We start from the raw sequence: 14753 nt of genomic DNA on the forward strand, positions 1-14753 counted from the left end.
TTATCTCTCGCCGCGCCGGTACGGGGCCATGAGCGCCTCTGGCACTTCCGCGCGGCGGGCGACAAGAATCAGTGCGACGATGGACAGCACATAGGGTGCCATCAGGAACAACTGATAGGGCACGCCCTCAACCACCGTTTGCAGGCGCAACTGGTAGGCGTCGAAGAATGCAAAAAGAAGCGCGCCGATCAACGCCTTGCCAGGACGCCACGACGCGAACACCACCAGCGCAATGCAGATCCAGCCACGCCCCTGCACCATTTCCGGGAAGAACGAATTGAACGCCGCCGTGGTCAGGAATGCCCCGCCAAGACCCATCAACGCCGACCCCGCAACTATCGCCCCGATCCGTAGCGCGTTTGGGTTCAGCCCCTGCGCTTCGACCGCATGGGGGTTCTCGCCGGTCATGCGAATCGCCAGCCCCAAGGGTGTGCGCGCCAGCACATAGGCGAGCACCGCGACCGATATGAGCGCGAGGTAAGTCGGCGCTGTCTGGCTGAAGAGGATCGGGCCAAGGACCGGGATATCCGACAGCCCCGGAATATCGAGCGGTTTGAACGGCGTAATCGTCGGCGGGGTTTCCCCGACCTGCACGATCAGACGGTAGAGATAATAAGCCAAAGCCGACGCAAAGAGCGTGATCCCAAGCCCCGACACATGCTGCGACAGACCCAGAGGCACTGTCAGTCCGGCATGGAGAAGACCCATCAACCCACCGCTCGCCGCTGCGATCACCAGCCCCATCCACAGGTCGCCGCCCAGATACACGGTCAGCCACCCGGCCATCGCGCCCATCGTCATGATCCCCTCGATACCGAGGTTCAGGACGCCCGCGCGTTCGCACAGGAGCGCGCCCAGAACGCCAAAGATCAGCGGCGTGGCAATCCGCAGGACAGCGGCCCAGAGGCTTGTATTGGTCAAAAGCTCCAGTGCTTCGATCATCGGCGCAGCCTGTAGGTTGTGAAGAGGAGGGCGACCAGCATGGTCAGCAGCGACAGCGCGACGATCACATCCGCGATGAAGCTGGGCACACCCGTCGCGCGGCTCATCGCGTCGGCCCCGACAAACACCGTCGCCACAAAGATTGCCGCTGCCACCACGCCCGCCGGGTGCAATGCGGCGAGCATGGCGACTACGATACCGGCATAGCCAAAGCCCGGCGACATGGTGGTGGTCACTCCTCCGGTGACTCCCATCACCTCGACCGCGCCCGCAAGACCGGCCAACGCGCCCGAGACCAGTGCAACGCCCATGATCGTGCGGGGCAATGAGATGCCCGCAAACGCCGCCGCGCGGGCGTTCAGACCCGCGGCGCGGGTTTCGACGCCGAACACGGTGCGCGTCAGCACCAGCCAGACCACGCCCGCCGCCGCGATGGCGAACAGGAGGCCGATATGTAGCCGTGTGCGCGGCACCAGATCGGGCAGGCGGTAATCGCCGTCTACAGGCACCGATTGCGGCCAGCCAAAGGCGAGCGGGTCGCGCAACGGGCCTTCGATCATCAAGCCGATGAACAGGATCACGATGAAATTCAGCAGCAGAGTGGTCACCACCTCATCGACCCCAAACCGCAACCGCAGATAGGCCGGACCGGCCAGCAGCACCGCGCCAGCCGCCATGCCGCAGACCATCAGCACCGCGACGCCGATCGGGCCGGGCAGGCCCAGCGAATGCCCGATCCACGCCGTGACCAACGCTCCGACATAGAACTGCCCCTCGCCGCCGATGTTCCAGAGCCGTGCACGGAACGCGACCGCCGCCGCCAGCCCGGTCAGGATCAGTGGTGTCGCACGGGTCAGCATCTCGGTGATCGACAGGCGCGATCCCAAGGCGCCGCGCAGCATCTCGGCATAGGCGCTGAGCGGGTTCACCCCCGCCGCGCCAATCAGGCCCGCCGCCAGCACAAGCGCCGCGAAGATCGCTACCAAGGGTGCGGTGGCGACCAAAGCCAGCGGCACGGTCTCGCGTCGTTCAAGCCGCATCGCTGTCCTCCCACACGCCTGCCATCATCAGGCCCAGCTTTCGGGAATCCGCCTCGCCCGCCATGACGGGTTGCGACAGCCGCCCTTTGACGATGGCCTGGATGCGGTCCGACAGTTGCACCGCCTCTTCCAGTTCTTCCGAGATCAGCAGGATCGCCGCGCCTTCGGCCCGTGCGGCAAGCAACTCCGCATGAACCGCCGCAATCGCCCCTTCGTCGAGACCGCGTGTGGGCTGGTTCGCCAGCAGAAAGCGCGGCCCGGTGGCAAGGCAGCGACCAAGGATCAGCTTTTGCATATTGCCGCCTGACAGGAGCCGGATGCGCGTGTCGGGGCTGGCCCCGCGCACGTCAAACCGTTTGATCAGATCAGCCGCATGGGCGCGCGCGTCAGTTCGTCTGACGAACCCGGATTTCGAGAACTCTGTGCTGCGCAACCGCTCCAGCACGGCGTTTTCCCAAACGGTCATCTCGCCGACAGCGCCCTCTGCATGTCGGTCCTCGGGCACCCGCGCGGCACCGGCCCGGATCAACCCGCGCGGTCCAAGATGCCCCGCATCGATCCCGTCAAGCGTTAGTGTCCCCGAACTGGGATGCATCAGACCGGAGAGCAGCGCGCCCAGTGCCCCTTGTCCGTTGCCCGACACGCCGACAATGCCGAGGATTTCACCGGCATGGACAGTGAAGGACACGTCGTCCAGCTTCGTATCCCCGTCATCCGTCACCGTCACCCGATCCGCCACCAGAACCGGCGCGCCGATGCTCTGGTCCTGTCGAACGGGTCGCTCCACCCGACGTCCGACCATCAGTTCCGCCAGTTCAGCGGGCGAGGTCAGGGCGGTCGTGCGTTCCGCCACCATTTTGCCGCCACGCAGCACCGCCACGCGGTCGGACGCTGCCATCACCTCGTGCAGTTTGTGGCTGATGAAGATCAGCGACAGCCCGTCTTTCGTCATGCCGCGCAGGGTTTCAAACAGCCGCTCCGCTTCGGGCCGGGCCAGTACGGCGGTTGGCTCATCGAGGATCAGAATACGCGCATCACGGTAGAGCGCCTTGAGGATTTCGATACGCTGCCGCTCGCCAACCGAGAGGCGCGAGACCTTGCTGTCGGGGTCGACAGGAAGGCCGAACCGCTCGGAAATCGCCATCAGCTTCTTGCGAGCCGCCGCCGTATCCGACCGCAGCCGCCCCAGCGGTTCCGACCCAAGCATAACGTTTTCCAGAACGGTCAGGTTGCCCGCCAGCGTGAAATGCTGGTGCACCATGCCCACGCCCGCCGCAATCGCCGCGCGCGGCTTGCCGGGGGGCAGGGGGTCGCCAAAGACGCGCACCTCACCTTCGTCAGCTTCGTAGTGGCCAAAGAGGATGTTCATCAGGGTTGTCTTGCCTGCACCGTTCTCGCCCAGGAGAGCCAGGATTTCCCCTTGGGCCAGTGACAGCGACACGTTCTCATTCGCCGTCAACGCGCCGAACCGTTTGGTGATGTTGGAGAGTTCGAGAACGGCGGTCATGTCGGCAGTCCGGCAATTGGGTGCGGGAAGGGAATATCGGTACAATGCGCAAGACAGGCCGCCAGCGCCAGCAGGTCTGCGTCTTTTCCCAGTGGTCCAAGAAGCTGCGCGCCGATGGGCAGACCGTTTCGAAACCCCGCCGGAAAGGCCAGCGCGGGCAACCCAGCGACATTTGCCAGCGTTGCCATCGGCGCGATCTCGGCCATCCGGGCAAAGCGGACCTCGGGCGATGTCTCCGCGTCCGGGAAGCTGCCGATCCTGGGCGGTGGGCCTGAAAGAACGGGCATCAGGATCGCATCGAAATCTTCGAACAACGCTGCAGCCTCATGGCTCAAGCGCGCCACATCGCGGGTCAGGGCGAAAACTTCGGTTCCGGTCATGGCCCGCCCTTCGGTGGCGATGGACGCAGCGATGGGGGTTATGTCTGGTTCACTTAGGTCGAGGGCATCCACCCATTCCGCCAGAGAGACCGTCAGGATGGCACGGGCAACCCGGTCGCATTCGGCCGCGAGTTCGGAGGGTGGCGGAATGTCGGTCACGACATGCCCCTGCGCCGTCAACGTGTCGGCGGTATTTCGGAGCACGGCTGCAGTCTCGACCGACGCGCCGGGCGGCAGGCAGAGGCCAATGCGTTTCGGCTCCGACGTCGCGACGGGCGAAGTCCCCGCCACCGCATGAAACACCGTCTCTACATCCCGCAGGCTGCGTGCAACGACAAGTTCCGATGCGATCCCCATCAGGTGATTGCCGAAATCCGGGCCTTCCGGGACCGCCCCGCGAGAGGGCTTCGATCCCCACAATCCGCAACACGCAGCGGGCACGCGGATCGAACCGGCCGCGTCTGTGGCATGAGCAATGGCAACGATCCCGGTTGCCACGGCCAAGACGGCACCGCCTGAAGACCCTCCCGCAGAGAGCGCGGGATCGAACGGGTTGGCCGCAGGCGGTGTCCCGCGTGGTTCGGTGGTCAGGGCAAGTCCGAATTCCGGAACGGAGGTCAGACCAAACGGAACCAGCCCCGCCGCGCGGAAGGTTGCAAAGATTGCGCTGTCCTCGAACGGGTCAGGCAATCGGTCACGCAGGGCTGGCACGCCAGCGGCAATTCCCAACCCGCGTGCTGATGAACCGAGGTCCTTGCCCAGGAACGGCACGCCTGAAAATGGCCCTTGCGCCGGTGCGTCAGCCAGTGCCAGAGCGTCAGCCTCCGGCAAGACCCGCGCCACCGCGCCGGGAACCTCGCACACTCGCGCAAGGCTCGCCGCCATCACTTCGCGGGCAGTTACCTGCCCGTCAGCAATGGCGGCAGCAAGGGCCGTCGCGTCCGTCACGGACGATCAGGCAGGCTCGTTAGCGTCGATCGGCACCTCGAATTCGCCCGCCTGAATGGCCGCGCGTTTCGCTTCCATCGCGGGCACAGCGTCGGCAGGCACCATGCCGTCCACATAGATCAACTCGTTGCCGCCATGCGCCATGAACGAATACTCGGTATAGTCGCGACCGACCGGATTGCCCGCAATCACGTCGGCCACAATGGCCTCAATCGTCGGGCCATAGTTCCAGATCGCGTTGGCAAAGACGGTTTCCGGGTAGCGCGGCGTGTAGTCGATGAGCGAGCCAATCGCCTTGACCCCACGCGCCTGCGCGCCGTCCGCCGTGCCGATGCGTTCGCCGAACAGAATGTCTGCGCCGGAATCGATCTGCGCAATCGCAGCTTCCTGCGCGCGCGCCGGGTCGAACCACGCTCCGATAAAGCCGTTGAGGAAGGTCGCGTCGGCGTTCACCTCTTTCACGCCCATGCGGAACGCGTTGATGAGCAGGTTCACCTCGGGGATCGGGTATCCGCCGACCGAACCGAAGACATTGCTTTCGGACATCTTGCCCGCGAGCATCCCGGCAAGATAGGCGGCTTCGTGGTTGCGGGTGCCGAAGACGCCAAAGTTGTCGCCTTCCGGCCCGCCCGAGGACCCCATAAGGAACGCGGTTTCCGGATAATCCGCCGCGACCTCACGCGCCTCGCGCTCCACTGCATAGGACTCGCCCCAGACCAGTTGCACACCGCTTTCCGCGTATTCCCGCATCGCGCGGGGATAGTCGGTCGCCGCGACACCTTCTGAGAACTCGTATTCGATCAGCCCGGATTCGGCCGCTTGCTGCATCGCCAGATGAATCCGGCTGTTCCACGCGTTCTCGACCGGCGAGGCATGGACGCCCGCTACTTTCACGACAGTCTGCGCATTCACGCGGCGGATATAGGCGGGCAGGGCCAGCGTGGCGGCAGCGCCGACAAGCAGGCTTCGACGGGTTGTGGTCAGGGTCATGGCAGCATCCTCTGTGTTGGGTTTGGTTTATGTGTCTTGCGGCGGGGCATAGTCCGCCGGGTTCACGCTGTCGGGACGTCCCTCCAGCAAAAGCTGTGCAATACGCGGTGCAGTGCGCGACAGAACCTTGCCGCCTTTGATCACCGCCAGACGTGTCGCCTTGAGGCGCACCGCCTCGATCGGGTCGCGGGCTTGCAGCAGGACCATGTTCGCCGGACCACCCTCGCGCAGCGTCGGGTCCGGCAGACCCATCGCCAGGGCACCCCCAATCGTGACCGAATGGAACGCCCAGGCCATCGCCTCGCGCGAGGTCATGGGCACGGCATGAACGCCCATATGCGCCACTTCGAGCATGTCGGCCGAGCCCAGCGGATACCACGGGTCCATCGTGCAATCCTGTCCGAAGGCCACGTTCACCCCGGCGGCACGCAGTTCCTGCACCCGGGTCAGACCCCGGCGGCGCGGATAGGTGTCAGAGCGTCCCTGCAGCGTGATGTTGATGAGCGGATTTGGAACCACGTTCATGCCTGACTCCGCAATCAGCGGAATCAGTTTGGAGGCGTAGTAATTGTCGTAGGAATGCATCGCGGTCACGTGGCTGGCGACAACGCGCCCACCCAGACCAAGCCGCGTGGTTTCCGCCGCGAGCGTTTCCACGTGGCGCGACATCGGATCATCGCTTTCGTCGCAATGCAGATCGACGGGCAGCCCGCGATGTGCCGCGATCTCGCACAGGCGTTTGACCGACCGCGCGCCGTCTTCCATCGTGCGCTCAAAATGCGGGATGCCGCCGACCACGTCGACACCCATGTCGAGCGCGCGCAGCAGGTTTTCTTCCGCGCCCGAAGCACGGAACAACCCGTCCTGCGGAAAGGCCACCAGTTGCAGGTCGATATAGGGGGCAACTTTTTTGCGCACCTCAAGCAGCGCCTCGACCCCGATCAGGGGGGCTGTGCTCACATCGACATGGCTACGGATCGATAAGAGCCCCTGCGCCACCGCCAGATCGCAATAGCGCAAGGCCCGTTCGACCACCGCCTCGACGGTCAGCATCGGCTTCAACTCGCCCCAGAGCGCGATGCCTTCCAAAAGGGTGCCTGACTGGTTCAATCGGGGCAGGCCGAGGCTCAGGGTCGCGTCCATGTGAAAATGCGGATCGACAAAAGGAGGGGACACAAGCTGCCCTTGGGCGTCGATCATCTCAGCCGCGTCGCCCGGAGTGTTCTGACCAATCGCGGCGATTGTGCCGTCCTTGATCGCGATGTTCACGGGGCCACGCCCGTCCGGCAAAAATGCCTCTTTGATCAGCAGATCAAACATAGTCCCACCAGATAGAATCCCCGCACGATACGCCCGGTGCGGCTTTTTCCCAAGCGTTTAGAAAAACTTGAGCAAGAAAAAGCGGGACAGGCGTTTTTTTCGCGGGCAAGCCCGTCGGGCGCTTGGATGTGATCAGTTCTTAGGCAAATGCGTCTTGGCACTCTCCATAAACGGGAGAGCTGACCCGTCGTCTTATCGTTCGTCGGCTTCCGGGTTGTGGCCCATTGCGCGATTCCGGTGAAGCAGAGTGCGCGTCCAGAACGTGTCCGAGGGTCCTGCGCGACGCGTTTGGCATCCGCATAAGACATCCATGCGGGTTCACTGTACAGGCCACGGAAAGGTCACGCGTTTTCAATTATTCCGTCGAGGCCCGCCAGATTGGGCAGGGGAAGCACCCGCAAAAGTTCTGCAAATCCCGTGCGGCAGGCCGCGCCGTGCCATCTGTCGGAAAACAGACATTCCGGAAAGGCGGGAACACGCAAAATCAGCCGCCGCCACTCATGGACGACCGTTACTCGCAGGGCAGTGCGCTGAAGGTCCGTCATGGCGGTGAAATCGGTGTCCTGCAGCAAGAGTTGCAAGTGTCTGTTCAGTTCCTGCGATGCGTGCTGCACCTCCGTTGGGCAAAGCTTGTCCGAAACCCATTGCGGTACCGATTGCCCGCGTTGAAACGGTAACACCATCTGCTCGGTGCCTTCCGGGGCCTGTGTCGTGAGAACCGATCTTGCGCTGATCTGAACCGCGTTCTTGTCCGGTCCGCTTTGATCGGAGGAGGTCGACGGATCATCCATCACGAGGAAGACGGGGCCATCCCAAGGCGCAGGTCCATAGACGCGCGGCCATGCGCAGTTGGTTTCTGCGCGGCCTTTGGCTGTCAGGCCGTACCGAGTCTGCCGTCCCGTGCGGTGGCTTTCGATCCAGCCTTCTTTTCTCAACCGATGCAGCGCGACCCGCGTGGCTTCGGGTTTTATCCCGATGGCCGATGTCAGAGCATTGACGGTGGCTCCACTCAGCCGCGCATCGGGTGCAACAGCGAGGTCACCGAACATCGTCACCAAAAGAGACCACACGCGAGGCGGCGTGGGGCCCAGCAGGCGGGAGATGAGGTGATCGAACTCGGCATCAAACATGACCCACCGTTACGCCGCCCGGCTCGCTACGCCAAGACTCAGTGCGGTTCGGAATAAGCGTTCATGGTCAGAAGTTCATATTCTGCAACAGGCTCGTCGTCGTGATTGCGCAGGATCACGTGCCAGCGGACTTCGCCATAGCTGTCGGTCCTGCGGGTTTTCTTCTTCACCGTCAGCTGAACCTTGATCCGATCCCCGGCGCTCACCGGTTTCTGAAACCGCAGGGAGTCGAGGCCCGTATTGGCCAGCACCGGGCCTTCGTCCGGATCGACGAACAGGCCTGCGGCAAAACTCAGAAGCAGATAGCCATGCGCCACGCGACCGGGGAAGAACGGGTTACGCTTGGCGGCGTCCTCATCCATGTGGGCATAGAAGGTGTCTCCGGTGAACTGCGCAAAATGTTCGATGTCGTCCAGCGTCACCTCGCGCTCGGCGGTGTGCAGCGTTTCCCCGATCTGCACCTCATCGAAGCTGCGTCTGAACGGATGTGCAGGGCCTTGCGTGGTTGCGGCGCCCGGCACCCATTCGCCCGTCACGGCTTTGAGGATGTCTGGGCTGCCCTGCACGGCGGTGCGTTGCATATAGTGCAGCACCCCGCGCACCCCGCCCAGCTCCTCACCGCCACCCGCACGACCGGGACCGCCGTGGACCATGTGGGGCAGGGGGGAGCCATGCCCCGTCGCCTCGGCCATGCTGTCGCTGTTGTTGAAATACAGCCGCCCGTGATAGGCACCCGCGCCCATAACCACTTCGCGGGCGACCTCGGGATCATGGGTGATGACCGACGCCACAAGGCTGCCTGCGCCCCGGTTCACGAGTGAAACCGCATGGGACAAATCGCGGTAGCCCATGACGGTCGCCACCGGGCCGAAGGCCTCGGTGTCATGCACATGGCTGGCCGCATCCGGGTCTGCGCAATGGTAAAGCATCGGCGGCAAGAATGCGCCTTTGGCAGCATCGGCCCCGCGTAAGTCAAACGCATCAGGATCGCCGAACACACGTTCCGCCTCTGTGCTCAAAGTCGCGCATTTCGCCAGCACGTCGCGCCGTTGACCATCTGACACCAGTGCCCCCATACGGGTTGCCGGATCGCGAGGGTCACCGATCACCGTGTCGCGCAGACGGTCGGATACAGCAGCAATCACCGCATCGACCTGCGCCTGAGGCGCGATGATCCGGCGGATGGCGGTGCATTTCTGCCCCGCCTTGGTGGTCATCTCGCGGTGGACTTCCTTGACGAAGAGATCGAACTCCGGCGTGCCGGGAAGCGCGTCCGGGCCGAGGATCGAGGCATTCAGACTGTCCTGTTCTGCCACAAACCGCACCGAGTTGCGCAGCAGGTTCGGCGCGCTGCGCAGGGTGTGGGCTGTATCGGCAGAGCCGGTAAAGCTGACCACATCCTGAGGGCCGAGGTGATCCAGCAGATCACCCAAACCGCCAGTCACGAGCTGAATTGTACCATTTGGTAAAATTCCGCTCTCCAGCATCAACCGCACACAGGCTTCGGTCACGTAGCACGTCGTCGTCGCTGGTTTCACGATGGCGGGAACGCCGGCCAGCAGGGTCGGGGCCAGCTTTTCCAGCATCCCCCAGACCGGGAAGTTGAACGCGTTGATATGGACCGCCACACCCTGCAACGGGGTGCAGACGTGTTGGCCGACAAAACTGCCCTTCCGTGACAACTGCTCGACACCGCCATCGAGATAGACATGCCCATCCGGCATCTCGCGCCGACCCTTGGAGGCGATGACAAGCATCGTCCCGATGCCGCCATCCACGTCGATCAGGTGGTCCTTCTGCGTAGCGCCGGTGGAAAAGCTGAGGTCATAGAGCACCTGTTTGTGCTCTTGCAGGTAGAGCGCCAGGGCCTTGAGCATCCGGGCGCGGTCATGGAATGTCATGGCCCGCAAGGCGGGTGCTCCGACGGTCAGAGCGTGGTCGATCATCGCGCCTGCATCGACCTGCGCACGGCCCGCACGCGCGATAACTTCGCCAGTCACCGCATCGCGAATGTCCCGCGCGCTGCTGTCCGGAGCAAGCCAGTCACCGGCCACGAAACTCTGAATGTCCTGAACTGTCATGCTGGCCCCCCTTTTCCCTGTCTAACTATTTGACCGGGCGCGAACTTCATGCAAGCGTCGCGTCTATGACACCAGATGATCGAGCCCAAAAAGCCGCAGAAAAAATGTGGCAACAGGACCATGCCTCGCAATGGATGGGGATGGAACTGACGCATATCGCCGAGGGCGAGGCGGTCATGGAACTGACCGTGAAAAAACACCACTGCAACGGTCACGGCATGTGCCATGGCGGGGTGATTTTTACGCTGGCCGACAGCGCCTTTGCCTTTGCCTGCAACAGCCGCAATCAGGTCACCGTCGCGCAGCACAATTCGATCACCTACATCGCCTCGGGCCGGTTGGGGGATCGCCTGCGTGCCACGGCGACCGAGATCTCGTTGACGGGGCGCAGCGGCATCACCGATGTGCAGGTGACCAATCAGGCAGGGGTACTGATTGCCGAATTCCGGGGGCTGTCACGTTCGATCAAGGGAACGGTGTTCGACGAAGCGTAGGGGAGGCGCTGGGCACATGAAAGATTTGTCACCGAAACCGGGTGATCTGGACCCGATCGAAACCGCGTCGATCGACGAGATCCGCGCGCTGCAACTGGACCGCCTGCGCTGGTCGCTGCGGCACGCCTATGACAACGTGCCGATGTACCGTGCCAAGTTCGACGCGGCGGGGGTGCATCCGGATGACCTGCGCGACCTGTCCGATCTGGCGAAGTTTCCGTTTACGCTGAAGTCGGATCTGCGGGACAATTACCCCTTCGGTCTTTTCGCCGTGCCGCGCGAACAGATCGCACGGATTCATGCGTCTTCGGGCACGACGGGCAAGCCGACCGTGGTGGGCTACACGAAGAACGACATCGACATGTGGGCGAGTGTGGTTGCGCGGTCGCTGCGGGCGTCGGGCCTGCGGGCGGGTGACATGGTGCATGTCGCCTATGGCTATGGCCTTTTCACAGGCGGGCTTGGCGCGCATTACGGTGTGGAAAAGCTGGGCGGCACGGTGGTGCCGATGGGCGGGGGACAGACCGAAAAGCAGGTCGGGTTGATCACCGATTTCAAGCCCAAGGGCATCATGGTCACGCCGTCTTATATCCTCAACATCCTTGAGGCGTTCCACAAAGCGGGGCTTGATCCGCTCGAGTCCTCGTTGGAGGTTGGCGTGTTCGGTGCGGAGCCCTGGACCAACGCGATGCGGCGCGAAATCGAGGACGCCTTCGACATGCACGCGGTCGACATCTACGGCCTGTCCGAGGTGATCGGGCCGGGTGTTGCCAATGAATGTGTGGAAACCAAGGATGGGCTGCACATCTGGGAAGATCACTTCTACCCCGAGATCATCAACCCCGAGACCGGTGAGGTCTTGCCCGATGGCGAGAAAGGCGAGTTGGTCTTTACCACGATCACCAAGGAAGGCATGCCCGTCATCCGCTACCGCACCCGCGATCTGACGCGGCTCTTGCCGGGCACCGCGCGGTCGATGCGACGGATGGAAAAGGTGACGGGCCGCAGCGACGACATGATGATCCTGCGCGGCGTGAACGTGTTCCCGACCCAGATTGAGGAAGAGGTCATGGCGACCGGCGGGCTGGCCCCGTACTTCCAGATCGAGCTTTACACCGCAGGCCGGATGGACGCGATGCGGGTGTTGGTTGAGGCCACGCCGGACGCTGCGGACGAGTTGTCCCGCACGGCAGCGACGCGGATGCTGGTCAAGCGGATCAAGGATCACATCGGCATCTCGACCGAGGTCGAGGTGGGCGATCCGGGGTCCGTGGCGCGGTCTCAGGGCAAGGCGGTGCGCGTTGTGGACAAGCGCAATCCGAGCTGACGGTTACTGGTCGTAATCGACAACGACGCGCTTGGTGATCGGGTAGGACTGACAGGACAGGACGTAGCCCGCCGCGACCTCGTAATCCTCAAGCGCGTGGTTGGCGACCATATCCACTTCGCCTTCGATCACCTTGCATTTGCAGGTCGAACACACCCCGGCGCGGCAGGCATGGGGCGCATCCAGCGCGTTGTCCAGCGCGGCTTCGAGGATCGTCATGTCGCGGCCCATTTCAAAACTGCGGGTCATGCCGTCGAGTGTGATGCTGGCTGCAATCGCGTCCGTGGCCGCCCCATCGGCAGCTTTGGTGCGCCGTTCCAGCCGCCCGGTCTGGGCGCTGGCGAAAAGCTCGAACTTGATCTGGTCCTTGCTCAGCCCGTGATCCTTGAGCGCCTGCGCGATGGCTTTCATCATCGGCTCCGGCCCGCAGATGAATGCGGTGTCGACGTTTTTGATGTCGATCCAATGCTCGAACAGTGCGGCGCATTTTTCGCCATCGACACGGCCCTGGAAGAGGTCGATGTCCTGCGCGTCGGTTTCCAGAATGTGGATGATGGTGAAGCGCCCCATATAGAGGTTCTTGAGGTCTTCCAGCTCTTCCCGGAACATGATCGTGCTGACGCTGCGGTTGGCATAGACCAGCGTGACCTGCGATTTCGGTTCCGCCGTCAGCACGGTTTTCAGGATCGACAGAACGGGGGTGATCCCCGACCCGCCCGCAAAGGCAAGGTAGGTCTTGGCCTTGTCCGGCTCGATGGGCGTGTTGAATTTTCCCATCGGCTCCATCGCGTCGATGGTCATGCCCGGTTGCAGGTCATTGTTGGCCCATTGCGAGAACGCGCCGTCCGACACTTTCTTGATCCCCACGCGCAGCACGCCTTCTTCCGCGCCCGAGCAGATCGAATAGGAGCGGCGAAGTTCGGTGCCGTCGAAATCGCGTTTGAAGGTCAGGTATTGGCCTTGGGTGAAGGTGAAATCCCCTCCGTCGCGGGCCTCAAGCGTGATAGCCACGGCATCGCGGGTGGTCTTTTCGACAGCGGTGACGGTCAGGGGATAAAAACGCGCCATATCAGGGCCTTACGGTCAGATGCATTTGAAATAGTCGAACGGCTCAAGGCAGTCGTCACACCGCCAATGCGCCTTGCACGGGGTGGAGCCGAACTGGCTTATCCGGGTGAGTTGCGTGCCGCCGCAGCGCGGGCAGGCGTCGGGGCCACCGGCGGGCGAGGGGGGCGCGATGCCGTATTCGGTCAGCTTGGCGCGGCCCTTGTCGGACAGCCAGTCGGTTGTCCAGGGCGGCGCAATCTGGGTCTTGATCCGGACGTTTGTGATGCCTCGGTCGTGCAGGGCGGTTTCGATGTCCATCGCAATCACCGATGTGGCGGGGCAGCCCGAATAGGTCGGGGTCACAGCCACTTCGAGCGTATCGCCCTGCCATGCCACGTCCCGGACGATGCCGAGATCGACAACCGAGATCACCGGGATCTCGGGGTCCGGCACCTGATCCAGCCAGTTCCAGATGGTGGACAGGTCGGGTGTCATCTTACCAGGCGGCGCCAGGATAGGCGCGCTGGAGCCACTGCATCTGGGTCAGCATGTGGCCCAGATGTTCGGAATGGCGGAACCCGGTCTTGCCGCCCGATTGGGCATAGGTGCTGTCGGGTTTGGTCAGCGTCGCCTCAGTGAGAATGGCGTCGATCCGTGTGTCGAAGCGGGCGCGCAGGGCCTTCAGATCGGGCGCGATCCCGGCGGCAAGCATGGCGTCGTCAACGGCGTCGGGTGTGAACATCTCACCGACATAGGGCCAGAGCAGATCAAGCGCGGCCTGCATCCGGCGGTGGCTTTCCTCGGTCCCGTCGCCAAGGCCGATCACGGTCTCGGACGAGCGGTCGAGGTGGTAGGTCACCTCTTTCAGCGCCTTTGCGGCAATTGCCGCGATGCGGTCGTCGGAGGCGCGAGTCAGGTCGGTCAGAAGTTCGAGGTGGAACGCGTCAAACAGGCACTGCCGCATCAGGGTCTGGCCGAAATCGCCGTTGGGCTGTTCCACCAGCAACAGGTTGCGGAAATCCCAGACGTCGCGGTGCATCGCCAGATCATCGGCGGAGCGCCCGGAGCCTTCAACCTCTCCGGCGAGGCCCAGCCACATCTGCGTCTGGCCGATCAGGTCCAGCGCGGTGTTGGCGAGCGCGATGTCCTCTTCCAGCACCGGCGCGTGACCGCACCATTCGCTGACCCGGTGACCGAGCACCAGCGTGTTGTCCCCCAGACGCAGGAGGTATTCGAACAGGGCGGTTTGGTCGGTCATCACATGTGACCCGCTTCATCGGGAATGTCGAAGAAAGTCGGGTGGCGGTAAACCTTGCTTTCCGACGGCTCGTAAAGCGGGCCTTTGTCCGAAGGCGATGAGGCGGTGATGTGCTGTGCCTCGACCACCCAGATGCTGACGCCTTCGTTGCGGCGGGTGTAGACGTCGCGCGCGTTCTTGATCGCCATTTCGGCGTCCGGCGCGTGCAGACTGCCAACATGGCGGTGGTTCAGCCCGTGCTGACCGCGGATGAAAACCTCCCAAAGGGGCCATTCCTGAGACATCTGCC

General features: G+C 63.4%; 14 protein-coding genes. 2 read left to right on the forward strand and 12 right to left on the reverse strand.

The genetic code is table 11. The features are described 5' to 3' along the window. The 8 genes from MGEO_RS06780 to paaZ form a co-directional block, all read right to left on the reverse strand. On the reverse strand, positions 1–942 hold the full coding sequence (locus tag MGEO_RS06780; RefSeq protein WP_085635973.1) for an ABC transporter permease: 942 nt from the start codon (positions 940–942) through the stop codon (positions 1–3). After that, on the reverse strand, positions 939–1982 hold the full coding sequence (locus MGEO_RS06785; RefSeq protein ID WP_085635974.1) for an ABC transporter permease: 1044 nt from the start codon (positions 1980–1982) through the stop codon (positions 939–941). Before MGEO_RS06785 ends, MGEO_RS06780 begins: the two co-directional genes overlap by 4 nt. Beyond that, positions 1972–3489 carry an ABC transporter ATP-binding protein gene (locus MGEO_RS06790; RefSeq protein WP_085635975.1) on the reverse strand — a complete coding sequence of 506 codons (1518 nt, stop codon included), beginning with the start codon at positions 3487–3489 and terminating at the stop codon, positions 1972–1974. The genes MGEO_RS06785 and MGEO_RS06790 overlap by 11 nt, the downstream gene beginning before the upstream one ends. After that, positions 3486–4817, reverse strand: coding sequence for an amidase (locus MGEO_RS06795; protein ID WP_085635976.1), 1332 nt, complete (start codon positions 4815–4817; stop codon positions 3486–3488). The genes MGEO_RS06790 and MGEO_RS06795 overlap by 4 nt, the downstream gene beginning before the upstream one ends. Before the next feature lie 6 nt (positions 4818–4823). After that, entirely contained in the window at positions 4824–5807 is a 984-nt protein-coding gene (locus tag MGEO_RS06800) for a BMP family protein (RefSeq protein WP_085635977.1), read from the reverse strand. Positions 5808–5834: 27 nt separating this feature from the next. Continuing rightward, the gene (locus MGEO_RS06805; RefSeq protein WP_085635978.1) at positions 5835–7127 is read right to left on the reverse strand and encodes an amidohydrolase family protein; all 1293 of its coding nucleotides are present in this window, start codon (positions 7125–7127) and stop codon (positions 5835–5837) included. A gap of 341 nt (positions 7128–7468) precedes the next feature. Further along, on the reverse strand, positions 7469–8257 hold the full coding sequence (locus tag MGEO_RS06810; protein ID WP_085635979.1) for a PaaX family transcriptional regulator C-terminal domain-containing protein: 789 nt from the start codon (positions 8255–8257) through the stop codon (positions 7469–7471). Positions 8258–8295: 38 nt separating this feature from the next. Beyond that, entirely contained in the window at positions 8296–10338 is a 2043-nt protein-coding gene (paaZ, locus tag MGEO_RS06815; protein WP_085635980.1) for a phenylacetic acid degradation bifunctional protein PaaZ, read from the reverse strand. Between the two features lie 65 nt (positions 10339–10403). On the opposite strand from paaZ, the gene paaI reads away from it, so the two are divergent. Beyond that, the gene (paaI, locus tag MGEO_RS06820) at positions 10404–10832 is read left to right on the forward strand and encodes a hydroxyphenylacetyl-CoA thioesterase PaaI (protein WP_085635981.1); all 429 of its coding nucleotides are present in this window, start codon (positions 10404–10406) and stop codon (positions 10830–10832) included. A gap of 16 nt (positions 10833–10848) precedes the next feature. Further along, complete coding sequence (gene paaK, locus MGEO_RS06825) at positions 10849–12159, forward strand: phenylacetate--CoA ligase PaaK (RefSeq protein WP_085635982.1); 1311 nt, start codon at positions 10849–10851, stop codon at positions 12157–12159. Between the two features lie 3 nt (positions 12160–12162). Here paaK and MGEO_RS06830 read toward each other — a convergent pair whose 3' ends face one another. Genes MGEO_RS06830 through paaB form a run of 4 tightly spaced genes read right to left on the reverse strand, consistent with a single transcriptional unit; the run spans position 12163 to position 14748 of the window. Then, complete coding sequence (locus MGEO_RS06830) at positions 12163–13227, reverse strand: 2Fe-2S iron-sulfur cluster-binding protein (protein WP_085635983.1); 1065 nt, start codon at positions 13225–13227, stop codon at positions 12163–12165. Between the two features lie 15 nt (positions 13228–13242). Beyond that, complete coding sequence (gene paaD, locus MGEO_RS06835; RefSeq protein WP_085635984.1) at positions 13243–13701, reverse strand: 1,2-phenylacetyl-CoA epoxidase subunit PaaD; 459 nt, start codon at positions 13699–13701, stop codon at positions 13243–13245. A 1-nt stretch (position 13702) separates the two neighbouring features. Beyond that, the gene (paaC, locus tag MGEO_RS06840) at positions 13703–14464 is read right to left on the reverse strand and encodes a 1,2-phenylacetyl-CoA epoxidase subunit PaaC (RefSeq protein ID WP_085635985.1); all 762 of its coding nucleotides are present in this window, start codon (positions 14462–14464) and stop codon (positions 13703–13705) included. Beyond that, entirely contained in the window at positions 14464–14748 is a 285-nt protein-coding gene (paaB, locus tag MGEO_RS06845) for a 1,2-phenylacetyl-CoA epoxidase subunit PaaB (RefSeq protein ID WP_085635986.1), read from the reverse strand. The genes paaC and paaB overlap by 1 nt, the downstream gene beginning before the upstream one ends. Between the last annotated feature and the right edge of the window lie 5 nt (positions 14749–14753).

The organism is Marivita geojedonensis, assembly GCF_002115805.1.
GTDB lineage: Bacteria > Pseudomonadota > Alphaproteobacteria > Rhodobacterales > Rhodobacteraceae > Marivita > Marivita geojedonensis.

Bases quoted from the DNA above. Each gene is read 5' to 3' on its own strand.
- paaB (WP_085635986.1), bottom strand. From the start codon at position 14,748: ATGTCTCAGGAATGGCCCCTTTGGGAGGTTTTCATCCGCGGTCAGCAC.
- MGEO_RS06790 (WP_085635975.1), bottom strand. From the start codon at position 3,489: ATGACCGCCGTTCTCGAACTCTCCAACATCACCAAACGGTTCGGCGCG.
- paaI (WP_085635981.1), top strand. From the start codon at position 10,404: ATGACACCAGATGATCGAGCCCAAAAAGCCGCAGAAAAAATGTGGCAA.
- MGEO_RS06800 (WP_085635977.1), bottom strand. From the start codon at position 5,807: ATGACCCTGACCACAACCCGTCGAAGCCTGCTTGTCGGCGCTGCCGCC.
- MGEO_RS06805 (WP_085635978.1), bottom strand. From the start codon at position 7,127: ATGTTTGATCTGCTGATCAAAGAGGCATTTTTGCCGGACGGGCGTGGC.
- paaK (WP_085635982.1), top strand. From the start codon at position 10,849: ATGAAAGATTTGTCACCGAAACCGGGTGATCTGGACCCGATCGAAACC.
- paaD (WP_085635984.1), bottom strand. From the start codon at position 13,701: ATGACACCCGACCTGTCCACCATCTGGAACTGGCTGGATCAGGTGCCG.
- MGEO_RS06830 (WP_085635983.1), bottom strand. From the start codon at position 13,227: ATGGCGCGTTTTTATCCCCTGACCGTCACCGCTGTCGAAAAGACCACC.
- paaC (WP_085635985.1), bottom strand. From the start codon at position 14,464: ATGACCGACCAAACCGCCCTGTTCGAATACCTCCTGCGTCTGGGGGAC.
- MGEO_RS06780 (WP_085635973.1), bottom strand. From the start codon at position 942: ATGATCGAAGCACTGGAGCTTTTGACCAATACAAGCCTCTGGGCCGCT.
- MGEO_RS06785 (WP_085635974.1), bottom strand. From the start codon at position 1,982: ATGCGGCTTGAACGACGCGAGACCGTGCCGCTGGCTTTGGTCGCCACC.
- paaZ (WP_085635980.1), bottom strand. From the start codon at position 10,338: ATGACAGTTCAGGACATTCAGAGTTTCGTGGCCGGTGACTGGCTTGCT.
- MGEO_RS06810 (WP_085635979.1), bottom strand. From the start codon at position 8,257: ATGTTTGATGCCGAGTTCGATCACCTCATCTCCCGCCTGCTGGGCCCC.